Origin of the sequence: Futiania mangrovi (genome assembly GCF_024158125.1) — a bacterium.
GTDB classification, from domain to species: domain Bacteria; phylum Pseudomonadota; class Alphaproteobacteria; order Futianiales; family Futianiaceae; genus Futiania; species Futiania mangrovi.
The window spans coordinates 584,448-603,908 of record NZ_JAMZFT010000002.1 but is presented as its reverse complement, the minus strand read 5'-3'; the positions used below and the strand labels follow the sequence as shown (position 1 = coordinate 603,908).

General features: G+C 68.2%; 16 protein-coding genes. 3 read left to right on the top strand and 13 right to left on the bottom strand.

Going from position 1 to position 19,461, the window contains the following annotated elements; translation table 11 throughout:
- The first annotated feature begins 1 nt into the window (after position 1).
- Both NJQ99_RS09770 and NJQ99_RS09765 read left to right on the top strand, forming a co-directional pair.
- Positions 2-724, top strand: a complete 723-nt coding sequence (locus tag NJQ99_RS09770; RefSeq protein WP_269332643.1) for a DUF484 family protein — start codon at positions 2-4, stop codon at positions 722-724.
- Entirely contained in the window at positions 697-1,677 is a 981-nt protein-coding gene (locus tag NJQ99_RS09765; protein ID WP_269332642.1) for a tyrosine recombinase XerC, read from the top strand. Before NJQ99_RS09770 ends, NJQ99_RS09765 begins: the two co-directional genes overlap by 28 nt.
- A gap of 34 nt (positions 1,678-1,711) precedes the next feature.
- Here the strand turns inward: NJQ99_RS09765 and lpdA are convergent, their stop codons facing one another.
- The 6 genes from lpdA to mdh form a co-directional block, all read right to left on the bottom strand.
- Positions 1,712-3,121 carry a dihydrolipoyl dehydrogenase gene (gene lpdA, locus NJQ99_RS09760; RefSeq protein WP_269332641.1) on the bottom strand — a complete coding sequence of 470 codons (1,410 nt, stop codon included), beginning with the start codon at positions 3,119-3,121 and terminating at the stop codon, positions 1,712-1,714.
- 90 nt (positions 3,122-3,211) lie between these two features.
- A complete protein-coding gene (gene odhB / locus NJQ99_RS09755; RefSeq protein WP_269332640.1) occupies positions 3,212-4,447 on the bottom strand; it encodes a 2-oxoglutarate dehydrogenase complex dihydrolipoyllysine-residue succinyltransferase in 1,236 nt (411 codons plus the stop codon).
- Between the two features lie 44 nt (positions 4,448-4,491).
- Positions 4,492-7,422, bottom strand: coding sequence for a 2-oxoglutarate dehydrogenase E1 component (locus NJQ99_RS09750; protein ID WP_269332639.1), 2,931 nt, complete (start codon positions 7,420-7,422; stop codon positions 4,492-4,494).
- Positions 7,423-7,568: 146 nt separating this feature from the next.
- Positions 7,569-8,444 (bottom strand): succinate--CoA ligase subunit alpha, encoded by an 876-nt coding sequence (gene sucD / locus NJQ99_RS09745; protein WP_269332638.1) that lies wholly within the window; start codon positions 8,442-8,444, stop codon positions 7,569-7,571.
- Complete coding sequence (sucC, locus tag NJQ99_RS09740; RefSeq protein WP_269332637.1) at positions 8,444-9,613, bottom strand: ADP-forming succinate--CoA ligase subunit beta; 1,170 nt, start codon at positions 9,611-9,613, stop codon at positions 8,444-8,446. The genes sucD and sucC overlap by 1 nt, the downstream gene beginning before the upstream one ends.
- Before the next feature lie 128 nt (positions 9,614-9,741).
- Positions 9,742-10,707 (bottom strand): malate dehydrogenase, encoded by a 966-nt coding sequence (mdh, locus tag NJQ99_RS09735; RefSeq protein ID WP_269332636.1) that lies wholly within the window; start codon positions 10,705-10,707, stop codon positions 9,742-9,744.
- A 146-nt stretch (positions 10,708-10,853) separates the two neighbouring features.
- Here mdh and NJQ99_RS09730 point away from each other — a divergent pair, with 146 nt between their 5' ends.
- Complete coding sequence (locus NJQ99_RS09730; protein ID WP_269332635.1) at positions 10,854-13,442, top strand: mechanosensitive ion channel domain-containing protein; 2,589 nt, start codon at positions 10,854-10,856, stop codon at positions 13,440-13,442.
- A gap of 17 nt (positions 13,443-13,459) precedes the next feature.
- Here the strand turns inward: NJQ99_RS09730 and zapE are convergent, their stop codons facing one another.
- The 7 genes from zapE to NJQ99_RS09695 form a co-directional block, all read right to left on the bottom strand.
- A complete protein-coding gene (gene zapE / locus NJQ99_RS09725; RefSeq protein ID WP_269332634.1) occupies positions 13,460-14,593 on the bottom strand; it encodes a cell division protein ZapE in 1,134 nt (377 codons plus the stop codon).
- A gap of 80 nt (positions 14,594-14,673) precedes the next feature.
- Positions 14,674-16,173 (bottom strand): CoA-acylating methylmalonate-semialdehyde dehydrogenase, encoded by a 1,500-nt coding sequence (locus tag NJQ99_RS09720; protein WP_269332633.1) that lies wholly within the window; start codon positions 16,171-16,173, stop codon positions 14,674-14,676.
- Positions 16,174-16,271: 98 nt separating this feature from the next.
- The gene (arsB, locus tag NJQ99_RS09715; protein WP_269332632.1) at positions 16,272-17,303 is read right to left on the bottom strand and encodes an ACR3 family arsenite efflux transporter; all 1,032 of its coding nucleotides are present in this window, start codon (positions 17,301-17,303) and stop codon (positions 16,272-16,274) included.
- Between the two features lie 17 nt (positions 17,304-17,320).
- A complete protein-coding gene (locus tag NJQ99_RS09710) occupies positions 17,321-17,833 on the bottom strand; it encodes an arsenate reductase ArsC (RefSeq protein ID WP_269332631.1) in 513 nt (170 codons plus the stop codon).
- A gap of 4 nt (positions 17,834-17,837) precedes the next feature.
- Positions 17,838-18,197 (bottom strand): ArsR/SmtB family transcription factor, encoded by a 360-nt coding sequence (locus NJQ99_RS09705; protein WP_269332630.1) that lies wholly within the window; start codon positions 18,195-18,197, stop codon positions 17,838-17,840.
- A gap of 60 nt (positions 18,198-18,257) precedes the next feature.
- Positions 18,258-18,503 (bottom strand): DUF2061 domain-containing protein, encoded by a 246-nt coding sequence (locus NJQ99_RS09700; RefSeq protein WP_269332629.1) that lies wholly within the window; start codon positions 18,501-18,503, stop codon positions 18,258-18,260.
- Positions 18,504-18,662: 159 nt separating this feature from the next.
- Positions 18,663-19,445, bottom strand: coding sequence for a succinate dehydrogenase iron-sulfur subunit (locus NJQ99_RS09695; protein ID WP_269332628.1), 783 nt, complete (start codon positions 19,443-19,445; stop codon positions 18,663-18,665).
- Positions 19,446-19,461: the final 16 nt, after the last annotated feature.

Here is a 19,461-nt window from a genome sequence, read left to right as displayed (position 1 = left end):
GATGGGAAACGCGAAGGATCCCGCGCAGGCACGCGCAGGCGCGGCAGCCCCTGAGGGCGCAGCCGCGCTGCAAGCGGCAGCGGTGCGCAGCTTCCTCGAAGCCAACCCCGGCTTTCTGGCCCGCAACCTCGATCTCGTGGTCGGCGCGGCCAAGCAGGCGGCGGAGGACGCGGCCGGCCCCGCCGCCGTCAGCTTCCAGAGCGCGTTGATCGACCGCCTGCGCAGCCAACTCGACTGGATGAAGGCAGAGCGGGCGGAACTGGTCCGCACCGCGGCCGAGAACGCCCGGGGCCGCGAGATGGTCGACCGGGCAGTTCTCGCGATGATCGAGGCGCAGGGGTTCCACGACCTGCTGCAAACGCTGACGGAGACGGTGCCGGGACTGCTCGGCATCGACAGCATCGGGCTGGTCGTGGAAGGGGGCGAGCCGGAGCGGGCGCACGACACGCGCCTTTCGGTCGCCGCACCGGGCACCATCGCCGAGTTGATGGGCAGCGAAGCCCCCGACGGCGTGCGGCTGGTCGCCGGGACCGGCGAACCGGGCGGGTCGCAGGCGATCGTGCGGCTTGCGCTCGGCGGGGGCGCGCCGGCCGCCGCCATGCTATTGTGGTCGCGCGATCCGGAGCGGTTCGCGCCCGGACAGGGCACGGCGCTCCTGAAGTTTCTCGGCGGCGTCATGGAGCGCATCACGCGGCAATGGCTGGACCTGCCCCCCGACCGCTAGTTCCCGACGCCCCGGCGGCCTTCGCCCCCGACGCGCGGGCCGCGGCCCGGGGATTTCTGGAACACCTCGCCCACGGGCGCGGGTCGAGCGCGCACACGGTCGCGGCCTATGGGCGCGACCTCGCGGGCCTCGCCACCTTCCTCGCGGGACACCTCGGCGGGCCGGCGACGCTCGGCGATCTCGAGAGGCTCTCTGCGGCCGACTTCCGCGGCTGGCTCGCAGCGCGGCGAGCGGACGGCGCAGGCAGCGCGACGGTCGCGCGCGCGCTGTCCTGCGTGCGCAGCTTCTACCGCCACCTCGCGCGGCGTCACGGGATCGAGAACGCGGCCCTGCATGCCGTGCGCGCGCCCCGGCGGCAGACGCCCCTGCCCCGCGCCCTGCCGGAAGCAGAAGCCGCAGCCATGGTCGCCGACGGCGCGCTGCACCATGAGGAGCCGTGGATCGCCGCACGCGACGTGGCGGTGCTGACGTTGCTCTACGGCGGCGGATTGCGGATCTCCGAGGCTCTGGGCCTCGACGGGCGCGACTGGCCGCGCGGGCCTGCCGCGGACGGAGCGACGCTGCGCCTCACGGGCAAGGGCGGCAAGGTGCGGATCGTGCCGCTGCTGCCGGTGATCCTCGACGCGGTCGCGGACTACCGCGCGCTCTGCCCATGGGACACCGGCGGCGAGGCGCCGCTGTTCCGCGGTGCCCGCGGCGGGCGCCTGTCGCCGCGCGTCGTGCAATTGCTGGTGGCGCGGCTGAGGGGCGCGCTCGGCCTCTCCGTCAAGGCGACGCCGCACGCGCTGCGCCATTCCTTCGCCACGCACCTGCTGGCAAACGGCGCGGACCTGCGGGCGATCCAGGATCTGCTGGGGCATGCCTCGCTCAGCACGACGCAGCGCTACACGGCGGTGGAGACCCGCCAGCTGATGGACATTTATCGCCGCGCCCACCCGCGGAGCGGCGGATAGGACCGGCCCCGCGGGGGGACCGGCCCCGCCGGCTTCACATGTGCAGCGCGCGGCCGTCGACGGCGAGGGCGGCTTCCTTCACCGTCTCCGACAGGGTCGGATGCGCATGGCAGGTGCGGGCGATGTCTTCCGCGCTCGCGCCGAATTCCATGGCGATCGCCGCCTCGGCGATGAGCGTTCCGGCGTCCGGGCCGATGATGTGCACGCCGAGCACCCGGTCGGTCGCGGCGTCGGCGAGCACCTTCACGAAGCCGTCGGTCATGCCCGCGATGCGCGCGCGCCCGTTGGCGGTGAAGGGGAACTTGCCGGAGCGGTACTTGACGCCCGCGTCTTTCAGTTCCTCCTCCGTCTTGCCGACGGAGGCCACTTCCGGCCAGGTGTAGATGACGTTCGGGATCACGTCGTAGTTCACGTGCGGTTGCTGGCCTGCCAGCATTTCCGCGACCGCGACGCCCTCGTCCTCCGCCTTGTGGGCGAGCATAGGCCCGACGACCACGTCGCCGATGGCATAGATGCCCTCCACATTGGTGCGGAAGTGAGCGTCGATCTTCACGCGCTTGCGCTCGTCGAGGGCGACGCCCGCCTCCTCGAGCCCCAACCCCTCGGTGTAGGGCACGCGACCGATGCAGACGAGCACCACGTCGGCGTCCAGCGTCTCGGCATCGCCGCCCTTCGCGGGCTCCACGGTGACCTTGAGCGCCTTGCCGGACTTCGCCACCCCGGTCACCTTCGTGCCGAGCTTGAAGGCGAGGCCCTGCTTCTGCAGCACGCGCTGGAACTGCTTTGAGACCTCCGCGTCCATGGTCGGCGTGATGCGGTCGAGGAATTCGACCACCGTCACCTCCGAGCCGAGCCGCGCCCAGACCGAGCCAAGCTCCAGCCCGATGACGCCGCCGCCGATCACGAGGAGCTTCTTCGGCACGGAGGCCAGCTCCAGCGCGCCCGTCGACGAAACGACCTGCTTCTCGTCGATCTCCACGCCCGGCAGGCGCGTCACGTCGGAGCCGGTGGCGATCACGATGTTCTTCGTCTCGAGCGTGCGGGTCTTGCCGCCGTCGAGCGCGACCTCGACCTTGCCCTTGCCCACGACCTTGCCGGTGCCGTGCACGGCCTCGATCTTGTTCTTCTTGAACAGGAACTCCACGCCCTTGGTGTTCTGCTCGATCGCCTGCTGCTTGCCGGCATGGAAGGCCTTCATGTCGAGCTTGAGGCCCGTGGTCTTCACGCCGATCTCGGCGGCGTGGCCCGAGGCGATCTCGTGGTAGCGCTCCGACGCATGCAGCAGCGCCTTCGACGGGATGCAGCCCACATTGAGGCAGGTGCCGCCAAGCGTCGCGCGCTTCTCGACGACCGCGACCTTCATGCCGAGCTGGGCCGCGCGGATCGCGCAGACATAGCCGCCAGGGCCGGAACCGATGATGACAACGTCGAATGAGTCAGCCATGAGCCTCACGCCTCGCGAATTCGGTACTGGGATTGGGGACGGCCCGCGTCTGCCCATGATGGGAACGCGGGCCGTTCGCCCCCTTGTCGGTCAGAGGTCGAGCAGCATGCGCCGCGGATCTTCCAGGCAGTCCTTGACGCGGACGAGGAAGGTCACGGCCTCCTTGCCGTCGATGATCCGGTGATCGTAGCTGAGCGCCAGGTACATCATCGGGCGGATCTTGATCTCGCCGTTCACGACCATCGGCCGCTCCTGGATCTTGTGCATGCCGAGGATGCCCGACTGCGGGGGATTCAGGATGGGCGTCGACATCAGCGAGCCATAGACGCCGCCGTTCGAGATGGTGAAGGTGCCGCCCTGCATGTCGTCGAGCTTCAGCTTGCCGTCGCGCGCGGCGCGGCCCAGCCGGTTGATCTCCTGCTCGATGCCGGCAAAGGACATGGCGTCGGCGTCGCGCACCACCGGCACGACGAGGCCCTGGTCCGTCCCGACCGCCACGCCGATGTGGTAGTAGTTCTTGTAGACGAGGTCGGTGCCGTCGATCTCGGCATTGACGCTCGGCACTTCCTTCAGCGCGTGGATGCAGGCCTTCACGAAGAAGGACATGAAGCCCAGCTTCACGCCATGCTTCTTCTCGAAGAGATCCTTCCACTCGTTGCGAAGCGCCATCACCTCGGTCAGGTCGACCTCGTTGAAGGTGGTGAGCATGGCCGCGGTGTCCTGCGCGTCCTTCAGGCGGCGCGCGATGGTCTGGCGCAGGCGCGTCATGCGCACCCGCTCCTCGCGCGCTTCCTGGCTGCGCGGGCCGGTGGGAGCCGCGGGTTTCGCCGCCTTCTGCTCCTTGCCGCCACTCTCGCGCAGCTTCTCCACGGCGGACAGCACGTCGCCCTTCATCACGCGACCGTCGCGGCCCGTGCCCTCGACCTGGGTGCGGTCGAGACCCGCCTCCGCCATCAGCTTCTTGGCCGAGGGCGCGTCCTCGACGTCGCTGCGGGCAGGCGCCTGTGGCTTGCTTTCGGCCTTGGGCGCGGGCTGTTCGGCCTTGGGCGCCTCGGTCTTCGCGGCGGGCTTGCCCGCCGCTGCGGCGCCGCCTTCCTCGATCGTGCCGAGGAGTGCGCCGATCTCGACGACGTCGCCCTCGTTGGCGACGATCTCGCCCAGCACGCCGGCGGAGGGTGCGTTCACCTCCATAGTGACCTTGTCGGTCTCGATCTCGACCAGAAGCTCGTCCTGCTCGACACGGTCGCCGGGCTTCTTGGCCCAGGTCGCAACCGTGCCCTCGGTGACCGACTCGCCCATCTGGGGCACGCGGATTTCAACAGCCATTCTCGTCCTCTTCGTTCCCAAGGGCCGGGGAGCCGGCGCCGGCGTCAGACCGCCAGCGCATCCTCGACCAGAGCTTCCTGCTGCTTCTTGTGCATGCTCGCAAGGCCCGTCGCGGTCGCGGCGGAAGCCGGGCGGCCCACGTAGCGGGCCCGCTTCGCCTTGCCGTCGAGCTGCCCCAGGACCCATTCGAGCTCAGGCTCGATGAAGCGCCAGGCGCCCATGTTGAAGGGCTCCTCCTGGCACCAGACCACCTCGGCGTTCTTGAAGCGGCCCAGCTCGTGGCGCAGCGACTGGCGCGGCACGGGATAGAGCTGCTCGCAGCGCATCAGGTAGACGTCGTCGACGCCCTTCTCCTCGCGAGCCTCGTAGAGGTCGTAATAGACCTTGCCGGTGCAGATCACCACGCGGCGGATCTTGTCGTCCTTCTTCAGCTTCACGGAGTTCTTGAGATACTCCGCATCGTCCCACAGGACGCGATGGAAGGACGAGCCAGGCCCGAGTTCCGCCAGCGTCGAGACGCAGCGCTTGTGGCGCAGCAGCGACTTCGGCGTCATCAGGATCAGCGGCTTGCGGAAGTTGCGATGGATCTGCCGGCGCAGGATGTGGAAATAGTTCGCCGGCGTCGTGCAGTTGGCAACCTGCATGTTGTCCTCGGCGCACATCTGGAGATAACGCTCCAGGCGCGCCGACGAATGTTCCGGCCCCTGCCCCTCGTAGCCGTGCGGCAGAAGCATCACCAGGCCAGACATGCGCAGCCACTTCTTCTCGGCCGACGACATGAACTGGTCGACGATGACCTGCGCGCCGTTGGCGAAGTCGCCGAACTGCGCCTCCCACAGTGTCAGCGCTTCCGGATCCTCCCAGGAATAGCCGTACTCGAAGCCGAGCACGGCGTATTCGGAGAGCATCGAGTCGATGACCTCGTAGTGCGCCTGTCCGTCGCGGAGATGGTTGAGCGGCACGTAGTGCGCTTCCGTCTCCTGGTCGATCAGGCGGGAATGGCGCTGGCTGAAGGTGCCGCGGGCGCTGTCCTGGCCCGAGAGACGGACCGGATGGCCCTCGTCCAGCAGCGTGGCGAAGGCCAACGCCTCGGCGGTCGCCCAGTCGATGCCCTCGCCGGTCTCGAACATCTGGCGCTTGCTCTCGAGCAGACGCTTGACCGTGCGGTGCAGGTTGAAGTCGCCCGGCACCTCGGTCAGCTTGAGGCCGAGCGCCTTGAGACGGTCCGCGTCGACCGCCGTCTCGCCGCGCCGCTCGTCACCTTCCGCGACCCGCAGCCCCTTCCAGCGGCCTTCGAGCCAGTCGGCCTTGTTCGGCTTGTAGGCCGGTGCGGCCTCGAATTCCTCGTTCAGGCGATCCTGGAAGTCGGAGACTGCCTTGTCGCTCTCCTCCTTCGGCACGAGACCTTCCTCGGCCAGACGCTCGGCGTACTTCTCCAGCGTGGTCGTCTGCTTGCGGATGGTCTTGTACATCAGCGGCTGGGTGAACGAGGGCTCGTCCCCCTCGTTGTGGCCGAACCGCCGGTAGCAGAACATGTCGAGCACGACGTCCTTGCCGAACAGCTGGCGGAACTCCGTCGCGACCTTGGCCGCGTGCACCACCGCTTCCGGATCGTCGCCGTTCACGTGGAAGATCGGCGCCTCGACCATCTTCGCCACGTCCGACGGATAGGGCGAGGAGCGCGAGAAGTGCGGCGCCGTCGTGAAGCCGATCTGGTTGTTCACGATGATGTGGATCGTGCCGCCCGTGCGATGGCCCACGAGGCCGGACAGTCCGAGACATTCCGCCACGACCCCCTGGCCAGCGAAGGCCGCGTCGCCGTGCAGCAGGATCGGCAGGACGGCCTTGCGGTCGCGGCCGTACTTGTCCTGCTTGGCGCGCGCCTTGCCGAGCACGACGGGGTTCACCGCCTCGAGATGCGAGGGGTTTGCCGCCATCGACAGGTGGACGACATTGCCGTCGAACTCCCGGTCGGCGGATGCGCCCAGGTGGTACTTCACGTCACCCGAGCCGCCGATGTCCTCCGGATGGGCGGAGCCGCCGCGAAACTCCGAGAAGATCGCGCGGTAGGGCTTCTGCATCACGTTGGCGAGGATGTTCAGGCGGCCGCGATGCGGCATGCCGATCACGATGTCCTTCACGCCGAGGTGGCCGCCCCGCTTGATGATCTGTTCCATCGCGGGGATGAGCGCCTCGCCGCCGTCGAGGCCAAAGCGCTTGGTGCCGGAGTGCTTGACGTGCAGGAACTTCTCGAAGCCCTCGGCCTCGATCAGCTTGTTGAGGATCGCCTTCTTGCCCTCGGTGGTGAAGGTGATCTCCTTGTCGCGCCCCTCGATCCGGGCCTGGATCCAGGCCTTCTCGTCGGGGCTGGAGATGTGCATGAACTCCACGCCGATGGTGGAGCAATAGGTCCGCTCGAGGATCGCCAGGATCTCGCGCAGCGTGGCCTCCTCGAGGCCGAGCACGAAATCGATGAAGATCTTGCGGTCGAGGTCCGCCTCGGTGAAGCCGTAGGTCCGGTAGTCGAGTTCCGGATGCGCCTCCTTCTTCACGATGCCGAGCGGGTCCAGGTCGGCCTTCAGGTGGCCGCGGATCCGGTAGGCGCGGATCATCATGATCGCGCGGATCGAATCGAGTGCGACCTGGCGCACGTCCTCGCGCGAGAGGGCGGGCTGGCGCGCCTCCACCTTTTTCTCGATCGCCTTCTGCACGACCGGCCAGTTGCCGTCGAGCACGGCGACCATCTCGCCGTTTGCCTTCGGCGGCCAGTCGACGCGCTCCCACGGGGCGCCCTTCGCCTCGCGCAGGACCGCGTCGGCGTCGTCGCCGAGACCGTCGAAGAAGTCCCGCCAGCTCGGGTCCACGGAACCGGGATCCGTCTTGTAGCGCGCGTAGAGCTGCTCGACGTAGAGGGCGTTCGCGCCCGAAAGGAAAGACGTGAGTTCGAAGGCTTCGTTGCGGGGGTCTTGACCCATGGCCCAATCCGGCGGCGCGAACCGCCCCTTCCGCGTTGTCCGGACCGGCGGGACGTCACCCGCCGGCCGGGATCCGGTGACCGGTCGTCCCCGGGGGCATGGGGGCCGGCCGCCTGGTCAAAAGTTGCCCCCGACCTTACACCTACTTAGCCGCCGAGCAGCTTTTTCAAGGTCGAGCCGAGCGCGGCAGGCGAATCCGCCACCGCAATGCCGGCCGACTTCATGGCCTCGATCTTGTCGCCAGCGCCGCCCTTGCCGCCGGAAATGATCGCGCCCGCGTGACCCATGCGGCGGCCCGGAGGCGCCGTCACGCCGGCAATGAAGCCGACCACGGGCTTCTTAACCTTGGAAGCCTTAAGGAATTCCGCAGCTTCCTCCTCGGCCGAACCGCCGATCTCGCCGATCATGACGATCGACTTGGTCTCGTCGTCGGCGAGGAACATCTCCAGGACGTCGATGAACTCCGTCCCCTTGATCGGGTCGCCGCCGATGCCGACGCAGGTCGACTGGCCGAGACCGGCCGCCGTCGTCTGGGCCACCGCCTCATACGTCAGCGTGCCGGAGCGCGACACGATGCCGACCGAACCGCGGGTGTGAATGTGGCCCGGCATGATGCCGATCTTGCACTCGCCCGGCGTGATGACGCCCGGGCAGTTCGGGCCGATCAGCCGCGTACCGCTGCCCGCGATCGAGCGCTTCACCTTCATCATGTCGAGGACGGGGATGCCCTCGGTGATGCAGACCACCAGCTCGATGCCGGCGTCCGCCGCCTCGAGGATCGCGTCCGCCGCGAACGGCGGCGGCACGTAGATCACGCTGGCGTTGGCGCCGGTCTTCTCGCGCGCTTCGGCCACCGTGTCGAACACCGGCAGGCCCACGTGGCTCGTCCCGCCCTTGCCCGGCGTCACGCCGCCGACCATCTGCGTGCCATAGGCGATCGCCTGCTCGGTGTGGAAGGTCCCCTGGGCGCCGGTAAGCCCCTGGCAGATGACCTTGGTGTCCTTGCCGACCAGAACCGACATTATTGCGCCTCCTTCACGGCCTTGACGACCTTCTCGGCCGCGTCCGCCAGATCGTCCGCGGGGATGATCTTCAGACCGGACTTGCTCAAGATTTCCTTGCCCTTGTCGACGTTCGTACCGGCCAGCCGGACGACCAGCGGCACCGAGAGCGACACTTCCTTCGCCGCGGCGATCACGCCCTCGGCGATGATGTCGCAGCGCATGATGCCGCCGAAGATGTTGACCAGGATGCCCTTCACGTTCGGGTCGGAGGTGATGATCTTGAATGCCTCCGTCACCTTCTCCTTCGAGGCGCCGCCGCCGACGTCGAGGAAGTTGGCGGGCTCCGACCCGTAGAGCTTGATGATGTCCATGGTCGCCATGGCGAGGCCGGCGCCGTTGACCATACACCCGATCTCGCCGTCGAGCGCGATGTAGTTCAGGTCGAACTTCGAGGCCTCCAGCTCCTTCGGATCCTCCTCCGTCTCGTCGCGCATCTCGGCGATCTTCGGCCGGCGGTAGAGGCTGTTGCTGTCGAAGTTCATTTTCGCGTCGAGGCAGACGAGCTTGCCGTCGCCGGTGACGACCAGCGGGTTGATCTCCACGAGGCTCGCATCGGTGTCGACGAAGGCGGTGTAGAGCGCCTGCGCCAGCTTGCCCGCCTGCTTGGCGAGGTCGCCGGTGAGGCCCAGCGCCTTGGCGAGCTTGCGCCCGTGGTAGGGCATCACGCCCTGCACCGGGTCGACGTCCATCGTGAAGATCTTCTCCGGCGTGTGCGCGGCGACCTCCTCGATGTCCATGCCGCCCTCGGTCGAGGCGATGAAGGCGATGTGCGAGGTCGCGCGGTCGACCAGCAGCGAGAGGTAAAGCTCCCGCTGGATGTTCGAGCCCTCCTCGACATAGACGCGGCGCACCAGGCGGCCTTCGGGGCCGGTCTGGTGGGTGACCAGCGTCATGCCCATGATGTTGTCGAATTCCGCAAGCACCGCGTCCTTCGACTTGACGACCTTCACGCCGCCGCCCTTGCCGCGGCCGCCGGCGTGGATCTGCGCCTTGACGACCCAGACCGGCCCGCCGAGGTCGTCGGCCGCGCGGCCCGCCTCGTCCCGGCTGAACACGACGTGACCGCGGGGAACGGGGACGCCATAGGTCTTGAGCAGGGACTTCGCTTGGTATTCGTGAATGTTCATGTCGCTTCCGCTCGTGGCTGCGGGGTAAGGAGCACGCGGGCGCACGGGCACGCCCCCGGAAAACCGGGGGCGTTATAGCACCGCGTTCGCCGCGTGCAACCCGCGTGGTTGTCGTTGGCGCGATCCGCTCAACCGGCAAGCTCCGGCTTGATCTTCAGGCAGGCCTCGACGAGGCCCTTCACGGAGTCGACGGACTTGTTGAACATCGCGCGCTCCGCGTCGTCGAGGGAGATCTCGACGATCCGCTCGATCCCGCCGGCGCCGATCACAGTCGGCACACCGACATAGTAGTTTTCGATGCCGTACTGGCCCGTCAGGTGCGCCGCGCAGGGCAGCACGCGCTTCTTGTCCTTCAGGTAGCTTTCCGCCATCGCGACCGCCGAGGCCGCCGGCGCGTAGAAGGCCGAGCCGGTCTTCAGCAGGTTCACGATCTCGGCGCCGCCGTCGCGCGTGCGTTGCACGATCTCCGCCAGCCGGTCTTCCGTCGTCCAGCCCATCTTCACCAGGTCGGGAAGCGGGATACCGGCAACGGTTGAGTAGCGCACCAGCGGCACCATCGTGTCGCCGTGGCCGCCGAGCACGAAGGCGGTCACATCCTCGACCGACACGCCGAACTCCATCGCGAGGAAGGTGCGGAAGCGCGCGCTGTCGAGCACGCCAGCCATCCCCACGACCTTTTCGTGGGGCAGGCCGGAGAACTGGCGCAGCGCCCAGACCATGGCGTCGAGCGGGTTGGTGATGCAGATCACGAAGGCATCCGGCGCATGCTCGGCAATGCCGCGACCCACCGATTCCATGACCTTGAGATTGATCTCGAGCAGGTCGTCCCGGCTCATGCCCGGCTTGCGCGGCACGCCCGCCGTCACGATGCAGACGTCGGCACCGGCGATGTCCTTGTAGTCGTTGGTGCCGGTCAGCGCGCTGTCGAAGCCGTCGACGGGCGACGATTCATAGAGGTCCAGCGCCTTGCCCTGGGGGACGCCCTCGGCGATATCGAACAGGACGACGTCGCCCAGTTCCTTGAGCCCGATGAGATGAGCGAGGGTACCGCCGATCTGCCCCGCCCCGATCAACGCGATTTTCGCGCGCGCCATGTTCGTCCTCCGGATGTCGTTTTCTGGCCTTGTTTGGCCCGATAAGGATCGCCGGCGGGTGTAGCCCGATTGACGTCCCTCTGCAAGTTGGACCAACCGGCCACATGTGTGATGTTCGCAAGACGCGCAACGCGGGAGATGCGGGAATGCAGCTGACGCAAAGGTCTACCGGGTTCCGGGATGGCAGGCTGCGGCGACAGGCGGTCAGGCCGGTGCGGCTGTTCGCGGCGCTGGCGGCGCTGGCCGTGGTCCTGCTGCAGCTTGCCGCCGCGGCTCCGGCGGGCGCGCAACAGGCCGCCAACGACGCGCCGCAGGTGATGAGCGCGGAAGCGTTCGACAGCCTCAAGCGCCGCACGGATTTCGCACTCCAGGGCCGCGACACGTCCGAAGAACGCCTCGCGGAGCTGCGCAAGCAGTTGCAGCAGGCGGCGACGAACGCGGCTGCGCGCGGCGAGGCCCTGCGCGGCGACCTGCAGGCGGTGCAGAAGCAGCTCGACGCGCTGGGGCCGCCCCCCGGCGAAAAGGATCCCCCGGAATCGGCGGAGATCGCGAAGGAGCGGGAGAACCTGAAGGCGGAGATCAGCCGGATCGACGGGCGCATCAAGGCGCTGGAATTGCGGCGGACGGAAGCCTCGACCCTCAGCGACCGGATCGGGAGCTTTCAGCGCGCGCGGCTGATCGACTGGCTATCGACCCGCGGGCCGCTGCCCCTGGCGCCTGCAACGCTGACCGCCGCCGGGGCCGAGTCCGCGGCATTCTCCGAGGCGCTGATCGCATGGACCGGCCGCAGCACGCTCTTCTCGGGCGAGGGACTGGGGGCGCGCTGGATGTGGCTGATCGCGGTCTTCCTGCTGGCCTGGGCGATCGGCTGGCCGCTGCGGCGGACGCTGATCGCGCGGGTGCTCCCGGAGAGCGATGCGTCCCGGCCCGCCCCGGACTTCACCGAGCGGGTCGTCCGCGCCGCGCTGGTCGGGATGGTTCGGGCGGTGCCCATGGCGCTGGCGATCACCGCGGTCTACGCGGCGCTTTTCCGGATCGGCGTGCTGGGAGAGCTGGAGACGGCGGTCGTCGAGACCTCCTACCGCGGCTTGATGGCGCTGGTTGCCGCGGCGTCGCTGACCCGGGCCACCTTCTCGCCCGCGCGGCCGTCATGGCGCCTGGTGCCCGTCACCGACGCAGCCGCGACGCGTGCGACGCTGTTGCTGATCGGCCTTGCAGCCGTCTTCGTCGTCAAGGAGATCCTGCTCGCCTCGATCCGCCATGCCGAGGGCGGCAGGGCGCTGCTGACCCTCGTGAGCGCCAGCGGGATCGTGCTGACCACCGTCCTGGTCTGGATGCTGGCAGCGCGCCGCACGTGGGCGCAGAGCCACGGTGCAGAGGTCGGCCACGACCCGGAAAGCGAGGCCGCGGCACACACGATGACGCGCTGGGCCAAACCGCTGCGCCTGCTGGCACGCGGCGTGGCGGTGCTGACCTCGGCCGCGGTGCTGGTGGGCTATCACCATTTTGCCGATTTCGTGACGGATCGGGCGCTCCTGACGGCGGCCATCATCACCGTGCTGATGCTGAGCCGGGTTCTGCTGGTGGAGCTTCTGCGCGACCAGCTGACACGCCGCAAGGCTGCGCGCGCGCAGGAGGACAGCCAGAAGGGGCGGGTCGCGCTGGCATGGGCGTCTCTGGCCATCGACGTGGCCCTGATCGCGGCGGGCGTGTTTCTCCTCCTGCCACTGTGGGGGGCGGACCAGGGCAGCCTGACGGGCCTGCTGGCAACCGCCGTAACCGGCTTCCAGATCGGCGAGGTCCGTATCTCGGTCACCGAGATCCTGATCGGCATCGGCGGCTTCGTTCTGGTCCTGGCGCTGACGAAGCAACTCAAGACGCTGCTCTCGAACCGCATCCTGCCGATGACGCAACTCGATTCCGGCGTGCAGGATTCCATCGCCACGGGCATCGGCTACGTCGGCTTCGTGATAGCGGGCCTGACGGCGGTGTCTCTGGTCGGGCTCGACCTTTCCAACCTGGCGATCGTCGTGGGCGCGCTGTCGGTCGGCATCGGCTTCGGACTGCAGAACATCGTCAACAATTTCGTCTCTGGCATCATCCTGCTGGTCGAGCGGCCGATGAAGGTGGGCGACTGGGTACAGGCGTCGAGCGCAGAGGGCTTCGTCAAGCGCATCAGCGTGCGTGCGACCGAGATCGAGACCTTCGACCGCTCCTCGGTGATCGTGCCGAACTCCGAACTGATCGCCGCGCCCGTGACCAACTGGTACTTCAAGAACCGGATGGGCCGGATCAAGATCAATGTCGGCGTTTCCTACGCAAGCGACGTGGAGAAGGTCCGCGACATCCTGATGGCAGCGGCGGTCGCGCACCCGCAGACGCTCTCCTACCCCTCGCCGGTCGTCTATTTCATGGAGTTCGGGGCAAGCTCGCTCGACTTCACCCTGATCCTCTACGTCGCCGACATCGGCCACAAGTTCCAGGTGGCGAGCGACATCCGCTTCGACATCACCCGGCGCTTCCGCGATGCGGACATCGAGATCCCCTTCCCGCAGCAGGACATCCACATCCGCGATCTGGACCGGCTGGAACGCCTGTTCCATCCCGGCGAGGCGCGATCGGCCGGCACGCAGGAACGAGAGAGCGAGCAGCCCGCGGAGGTGCGCAAGCGGCGCGAGGTCCGCGTGGAACGGGCGGTGGACGCCGACGGGGATGGGGACGCCGACACCGACTGAGCGCCCCGGCCCGCGCATCAGTCGCGGTGGGCTTCCTCGAGATAATCGGCCGAGCGCATCTCGTGCAGGCGCGATGCCGTGCGCGCGAACTCGAACGCCCCGTCGCCCTGGACGTAGAGGTCGTCAGGCTCGGCATCCGCCGAGCAGACGAGCTTCACCCGCGCCTCGTAGAGCGCGTCGATCAAATAAACGAAGCGGGTCGCCTCGTTGCGCTTCTCCGGCCCCATGACCGGAATCCGGTCGACGAGCAGCGTGTGGACGGTGCGGGCCAGCGCCAGATAGTCCGCCGCGCCCAGCGGCCGGGCGCACAGGTCCGGAAACGACATGCGCGCGATGCCCCCGGCGACATGCGGGATGGTGAGCGTGCGGCCCTGCACCTCCAGGTGCCGCGGCAGGCCTGCTGCACCGTCGGTCAGCGTCGCCCACGCCCGGTCCATGGCGGCGTCGGCCTGCGGCCCCAGCGGGCTGTGGTAGACCTCCACCGCCTTCAGCCGCTCCAGCCGGTAGTCGGTGCCGCCATCCAGTTCCAGCACGTCCATCTTCTCCTTCAGCAGCGCGATGAAGGGCAGGATGTGCTGGCGGTTGAGGCCGTTCTTGTAGAGGTCGTCCGGCGGGCGGTTGGAGGTCGCGACCACCACGACGCCATGTTCGAACAGCGCGGTGAAGAGCCGGCCGAGGATCATGGCGTCGGCGATGTCGGTCACCTGGAACTCGTCGAAGCAGAGGAGCAGCGCCTCCGCCGCCAGCGCCTTCGCCACGCGCGGCACGGGATCGCCGTCGCGGCCCGCGCGCTCCGCCTTCACGCGGGCGTGGACGTCCTGCATGAAGGCGTGGAAGTGGACGCGGCGCTTCGGTTCGAAGTCAACCGTCTCGAAGAACAGGTCCATGACCATGGACTTGCCGCGCCCGACGCCGCCGTAGAGATAGAGACCCTGCAGCATCGGCTCGGCACGCGCGGCCTTGCGACCTAAGCCGAACCAGCCGCGCGGCGAGAGGCGTGGCGTTGCAGGATCGTAGTCCTTGAGCCTGAGCGCGAGGATGCCGAGCTTCTCGACCGCGGCCTCCTGCGCAGGGTCGAAGTGCACCGCACCCTCGTCCACGAGCGCACGGTAGCGGGCGACGACCGCCGGTCTCGCCGTTCCCGCGCTCACCGCGCGCCGCCCGCCTTCAATGCGCGGGGCCGGGGGTGCGCCCCGGCCCTGCTGCCTGCCTGACGTCCCAAGGTGCGTCCCTACTTCATCGTGGGGATGACGAATTCCGCCCCCTCCTTCAGGCCGGACGGCCAGCGGGAGGTCACGGTCTTGGTCTTGGTGTAGAAGCGGATGGCGTCCGGCCCGTGCTGGTTCAGGTCGCCGAAGCCCGACCGCTTCCAGCCGCCGAAGGTGTAGTAGGCGAGCGGCACCGGGATCGGCACATTGATGCCGACCATGCCGACATTGATGCGGGCAGCGAAGTCGCGCGCCGCGTCGCCGTCGCGGGTGTAGATGGCGACGCCGTTGCCGTATTCGTGCTCGTTCGGCAGCGACAGCGCCTCCTCATAGTCCTTCGCGCGCACGACGGAGAGGACGGGACCGAAGATCTCCTCCTTGTAGATGCGCATGTCGCGGGTCACGCGGTCGAACAGGCAGCCGCCCATGTAGTAGCCGTTCTCGTAGCCCTGCAGCGTGAACTCGCGCCCGTCGACGACCAGTTCGGCGCCTTCCTTCACGCCGATGTCGACATAGTCCTTCACCTTCTGCAGGTGCTGGGCGGTCACCAGCGGGCCGAAGTCGGCGGACGGATCGGTGGAGGGGCCGATCTTCAGCGACTCGACGCGCCGGGCGAGCTTGGAGACCAGCGTGTCGGCGGTCTTCTCCCCCACCGGCACGGCGACGGAGATGGCCATGCAGCGCTCGCCGGCCGAGCCGTAGCCCGCGCCGATCAGCGCGTCGACCGCCTGGTCCATGTCGGCATCCGGCATGACGATCATGTGGTTCTTTGCGCCGCCGAAGCACTGGGCGCGCTTTCCGGCCGCGGTTGCGCGCGAATAGACATAGTGCGCGATGGGTGTGGAGCCGACGAAGCCCACGGCCTGGATGTCCGGATCGTCGAGGATGGCGTCCACCGCCTCCTTGTCGCCGTTGACGACATTGAGGATGCCGGCGGGCAGCCCGGCCTCGAGCAGAAGTTCGGCAAGGCGCAGCGGTACCGAGGGGTCGCGCTCGGACGGCTTGAGGATGAAGGCGTTGCCCGCCGCGATCGCGGGCGCGAACTTCCACATCGGGATCATGGCCGGGAAGTTGAACGGCGTGATGCCGGCGACCACGCCCAGCGGCTGGCGCATCGAGTACATGTCGATGCCGGGGCCGGCGCTCTCGGTATATTCGCCCTTCTGCAGGTGCGGCACACCGCAGGCGAACTCCACGACCTCGAGCCCGCGCTGGATGTCGCCCTTGGCGTCGGGGATGGTCTTGCCGTGCTCGCGCGCCAGCGTCTCGGCGAGGCTGTCGTATTCGGCATCGACAAGCTGCAGGAACTTCATCAGCACGCGCGCGCGCCGCTGCGGATTGGTGGCGGCCCATTCGGGCTGCGCGGCCTTGGCGTTGGCGACGGCGGCGCGCACCTCGTCCGTGCTGGCGAGCGGCACCTTCGCCGCCACTTCGCCCGTCATCGGCCAGTAGACGTCGCCGAAGCGTCCGCTCTTGCCCTCGACCCGCTTGCCACCGATGAAATGATAGAGCGTCTCCGCCATGGCCGTCCCTCCTTGCGTCCCGCGTGTTCTCTCGCCCTCTGACTTAACGGGCGGCGGATGCGCCCGCAAGTGGGTCGGACGCAGGGGAGAAGCGCGGCTCAGGCCGGGAAGCGGTTGCGCGTGGCGTTGGCGAAGGCGACGAGCGACAGCATCACCGGCACCTCGACCAGCACGCCGACGACAGTCGCAAGCGCAGCGCCGGACTGCAGGCCGAAGAGGCTGATCGCAACGGCAACCGCCAGCTCGAAGAAATTCGATGTGCCGATCAGCGCGCAGGGCGCAGCAACGGGAAAAGGCACACGCCACGCCCAGGCGGCGAGATAGGACACGGCAAAGATGCCATAGGTCTGGATCAGCAACGGCACCGCGATCAGCGCGATCACCAGCGGGCGGTCGAGGATCGTCCCGCCCTGGAAGGCGAAGAGCAGCAGCACGGTCACGATCAGTCCCGCGACGGAGGCAGGCTTCACGCGCGCGGTGAAGGCCGCAACGCGCGCGTCCGCGGCAGGGCCCCGCACACCCGCCACGAGCGCCCGGCGCGTGAGGATCCCTGCGGCCAGCGGGATCACGACATAGAGCGCGACGGAGAGCAGCAGCGTCTCCCACGGCACGGAAATGTCGGTGACGCCCAGCAGGAAGGCCACGATGGGCGCGAAGGCGAAGACCATGACGACATCGTTCACGGACACCTGGACCAGCGTGTAGGTGGCGTCGCCGCGCACCAGCTGCGACCACACGAAGACCATGGCCGTGCAGGGCGCGGCTCCCAGGAGGATGACGCCCGCGAGATAGGCTTGCGCGTCTTCCGGCGCGATCAGGTCCGCGAACACGACCTCGAAGAACAGCACGCCGAGGCCGGCCATGGTGAAGGGCTTCACGAGCCAGTTCACGCCGAGCGTCAGGATGAGCCCCTTGGGACGGTCGCCAATGTGGCGCAGGCTGTCGAAATCGACAGCGACCATCATCGGGTAGACCATCGCCCAGATCAGGACGGCGACGGGCAGGTTGACACTGGCGTATTCGAGCGCGGCCAGCCCGGCGACGAGCCCGGGCGCCAGGTGGCCGAGCGCCACGCCCCCCGCCATGGCCAGCGCCACCCAGAGGGAGAGATACCGTTCGAAGAGCGACATGGGCGAAAGGCTGCCTCTCAGGCGGGTTCGGAGCGAGCGGCGGACGCGGGCAGATTGCCGATCTCCGCAAGCCGGCGCGACAAGGACATGCGGTCGAGCGAGGCCAAGGGCAGGTTGACGAAGATGTCGATGCGCTGGTGCAGCATGCGGTAGGCCTCGGCGAACGCGAGGCGGCGCTCAACCTCCGTTCCCTCGGCGGCAGCCGGATCGGGAATTCCCCAGTGCGCCGTCATGGGCTGGCCCGGCCAGACCGGGCAGACCTCGCCCGCGGCGTTGTCGCAGACCGTGAACACGAAATCGAGTTCGGGCGCGCCGGGTGCGGCAAACTCGTCCCACGCCTTGGAGCGAAGCCCCGCGACCGGATAGTCGAGCGACGCCAAGAGATCACGCGCCAGCGGATGCACCGCGCCCTTGGGCTGGCTGCCGGCACTGTGCGCAACGAACCGCCCGGCGCCGAGGCGGCCGAGGATCGCCTCGGCAAGGATCGACCGGGCGGAATTGCCTGTACACAGGAACAGGACGTGCTTCATCGGGTCAGCCCCCCTGGGGTTCGCGGGTTCGGGCGGGCGCGCAGGCCGGGACCGCGCGGCAGTCGGCGGCGGGATCGGCATCCTCGGCGCAGCATTCCTCGAGCAGGAAACGCGCGAGCGCGGACACCCGCTCAAGCTCGGCCGCATAGCGGATCGACCGTCCCTCCCGCCGGGAGGAGACGAGGCCAGCGTGCGTCAACTCCTTCAGGTGAAAGGAGAGCGTTGCAGGCGCGACGCCCAGCCCCTCGGCGAGGTCGCCCGCCGCGCAGCCGCCGCGCCCCGCACGAACAAGACGCCGCACCACGGCGAGGCGCGTTTCCTGCGACAGGGCGGAAAAGAGGCGGGCGGCATCTTCCTGTTCCATATTTCGATGTTTATGGAAGCATGGAACTCTTGGCAAGAAGAGAGATCGCGCTGAGAAGGATCAGGCGGCGAAAATGCCCCGCGGGTCATGACCGTGGCAGGCATCGACCGGGGGGTTCGGCACGCCGCGGACCCGCGACCGGCGGTCCCAGAAGCGTTCGTGCAGCATGTAGGCGACCGTCTGCACCGCAGGCTCAAGCAGCCCGATGCCGAGTGCCACGGCCCAGCTTCCGCTCACCGCATAGGCGACCGTCACCGCCACCGCGAGGTGCATCGTGCCATAGGTTGCCGTCTTTGCGATCCGCATGGGCTTTCTCCTTCGGGGGAGAAGTTATTGCAATCGGTTCGCAATTTCAAGCGCTAGTTTGTAATGATTCCAGTCTTTGCGCGACGGGTCCCCGAAACGCGAACACCCCGGCCCTTGGAGGGACCGGGGTGCCGGAACGCAGACCGCGCGGCGTGTCCGTCAGACGCGCCGTTCGACCATCATCTTCTTGATCTCGGCGATGGCCTTGGCCGGGTTGAGGCCCTTCGGACAGGTCTTCGCGCAATTCATGATCGTGTGGCAGCGGTAGAGGCGGAACGGATCCTCGAGATTGTCGAGGCGCTCGCCCGTCGCCTCGTCGCGGCTGTCGATCAGCCAGCGGTAGGCCTGGAGCAGCACGGCGGGGCCGAGGTACTTGTCGCCGTTCCACCAATAGCTCGGGCACGAGGTCGAGCAGCAGGCGCACAGGATGCACTCGTAAAGGCCGTCGAGCTTGGCGCGGTCGTCCTCGCTCTGCCGCCATTCGGTGCCCGGCGTCGGCGATTTCGTCTGCAGCCAGGGCTGGATGGAGGCGTGCTGGGCGTAGAAGTTCGACAGGTCCGGCACGAGATCCTTCACCACCGGCATGTGCGGCAGCGGATAGATGCGGATGTCGCCCTTGATCTCGTCCATGCCCTTCAGGCAGGCGAGCGTGTTCGTCCCGTCGATGTTCATCGCGCAGGAGCCGCAGATGCCCTCGCGGCAGGACCGGCGGAAGGTCAGCGTCGGGTCGATCTTGTTCTTGATGTAGATGAGACCGTCGAGGACCATCGGCCCGCAATCGTCGAGGTCGACATGATAGGTGTCGACACGCGGGTTCTCGCCCCCTTCCGGGTCCCAGCGATAGACCCGGTAGGTGCGGGTGTTGGTCGCACCCTCGGGCTTCGGCCAGACCTTGCCGTCGGCGTTGACCCGGGAGTTCCTGGGAAGCGTCAGCTGGACCATTGTCCGTTCGTCCCCC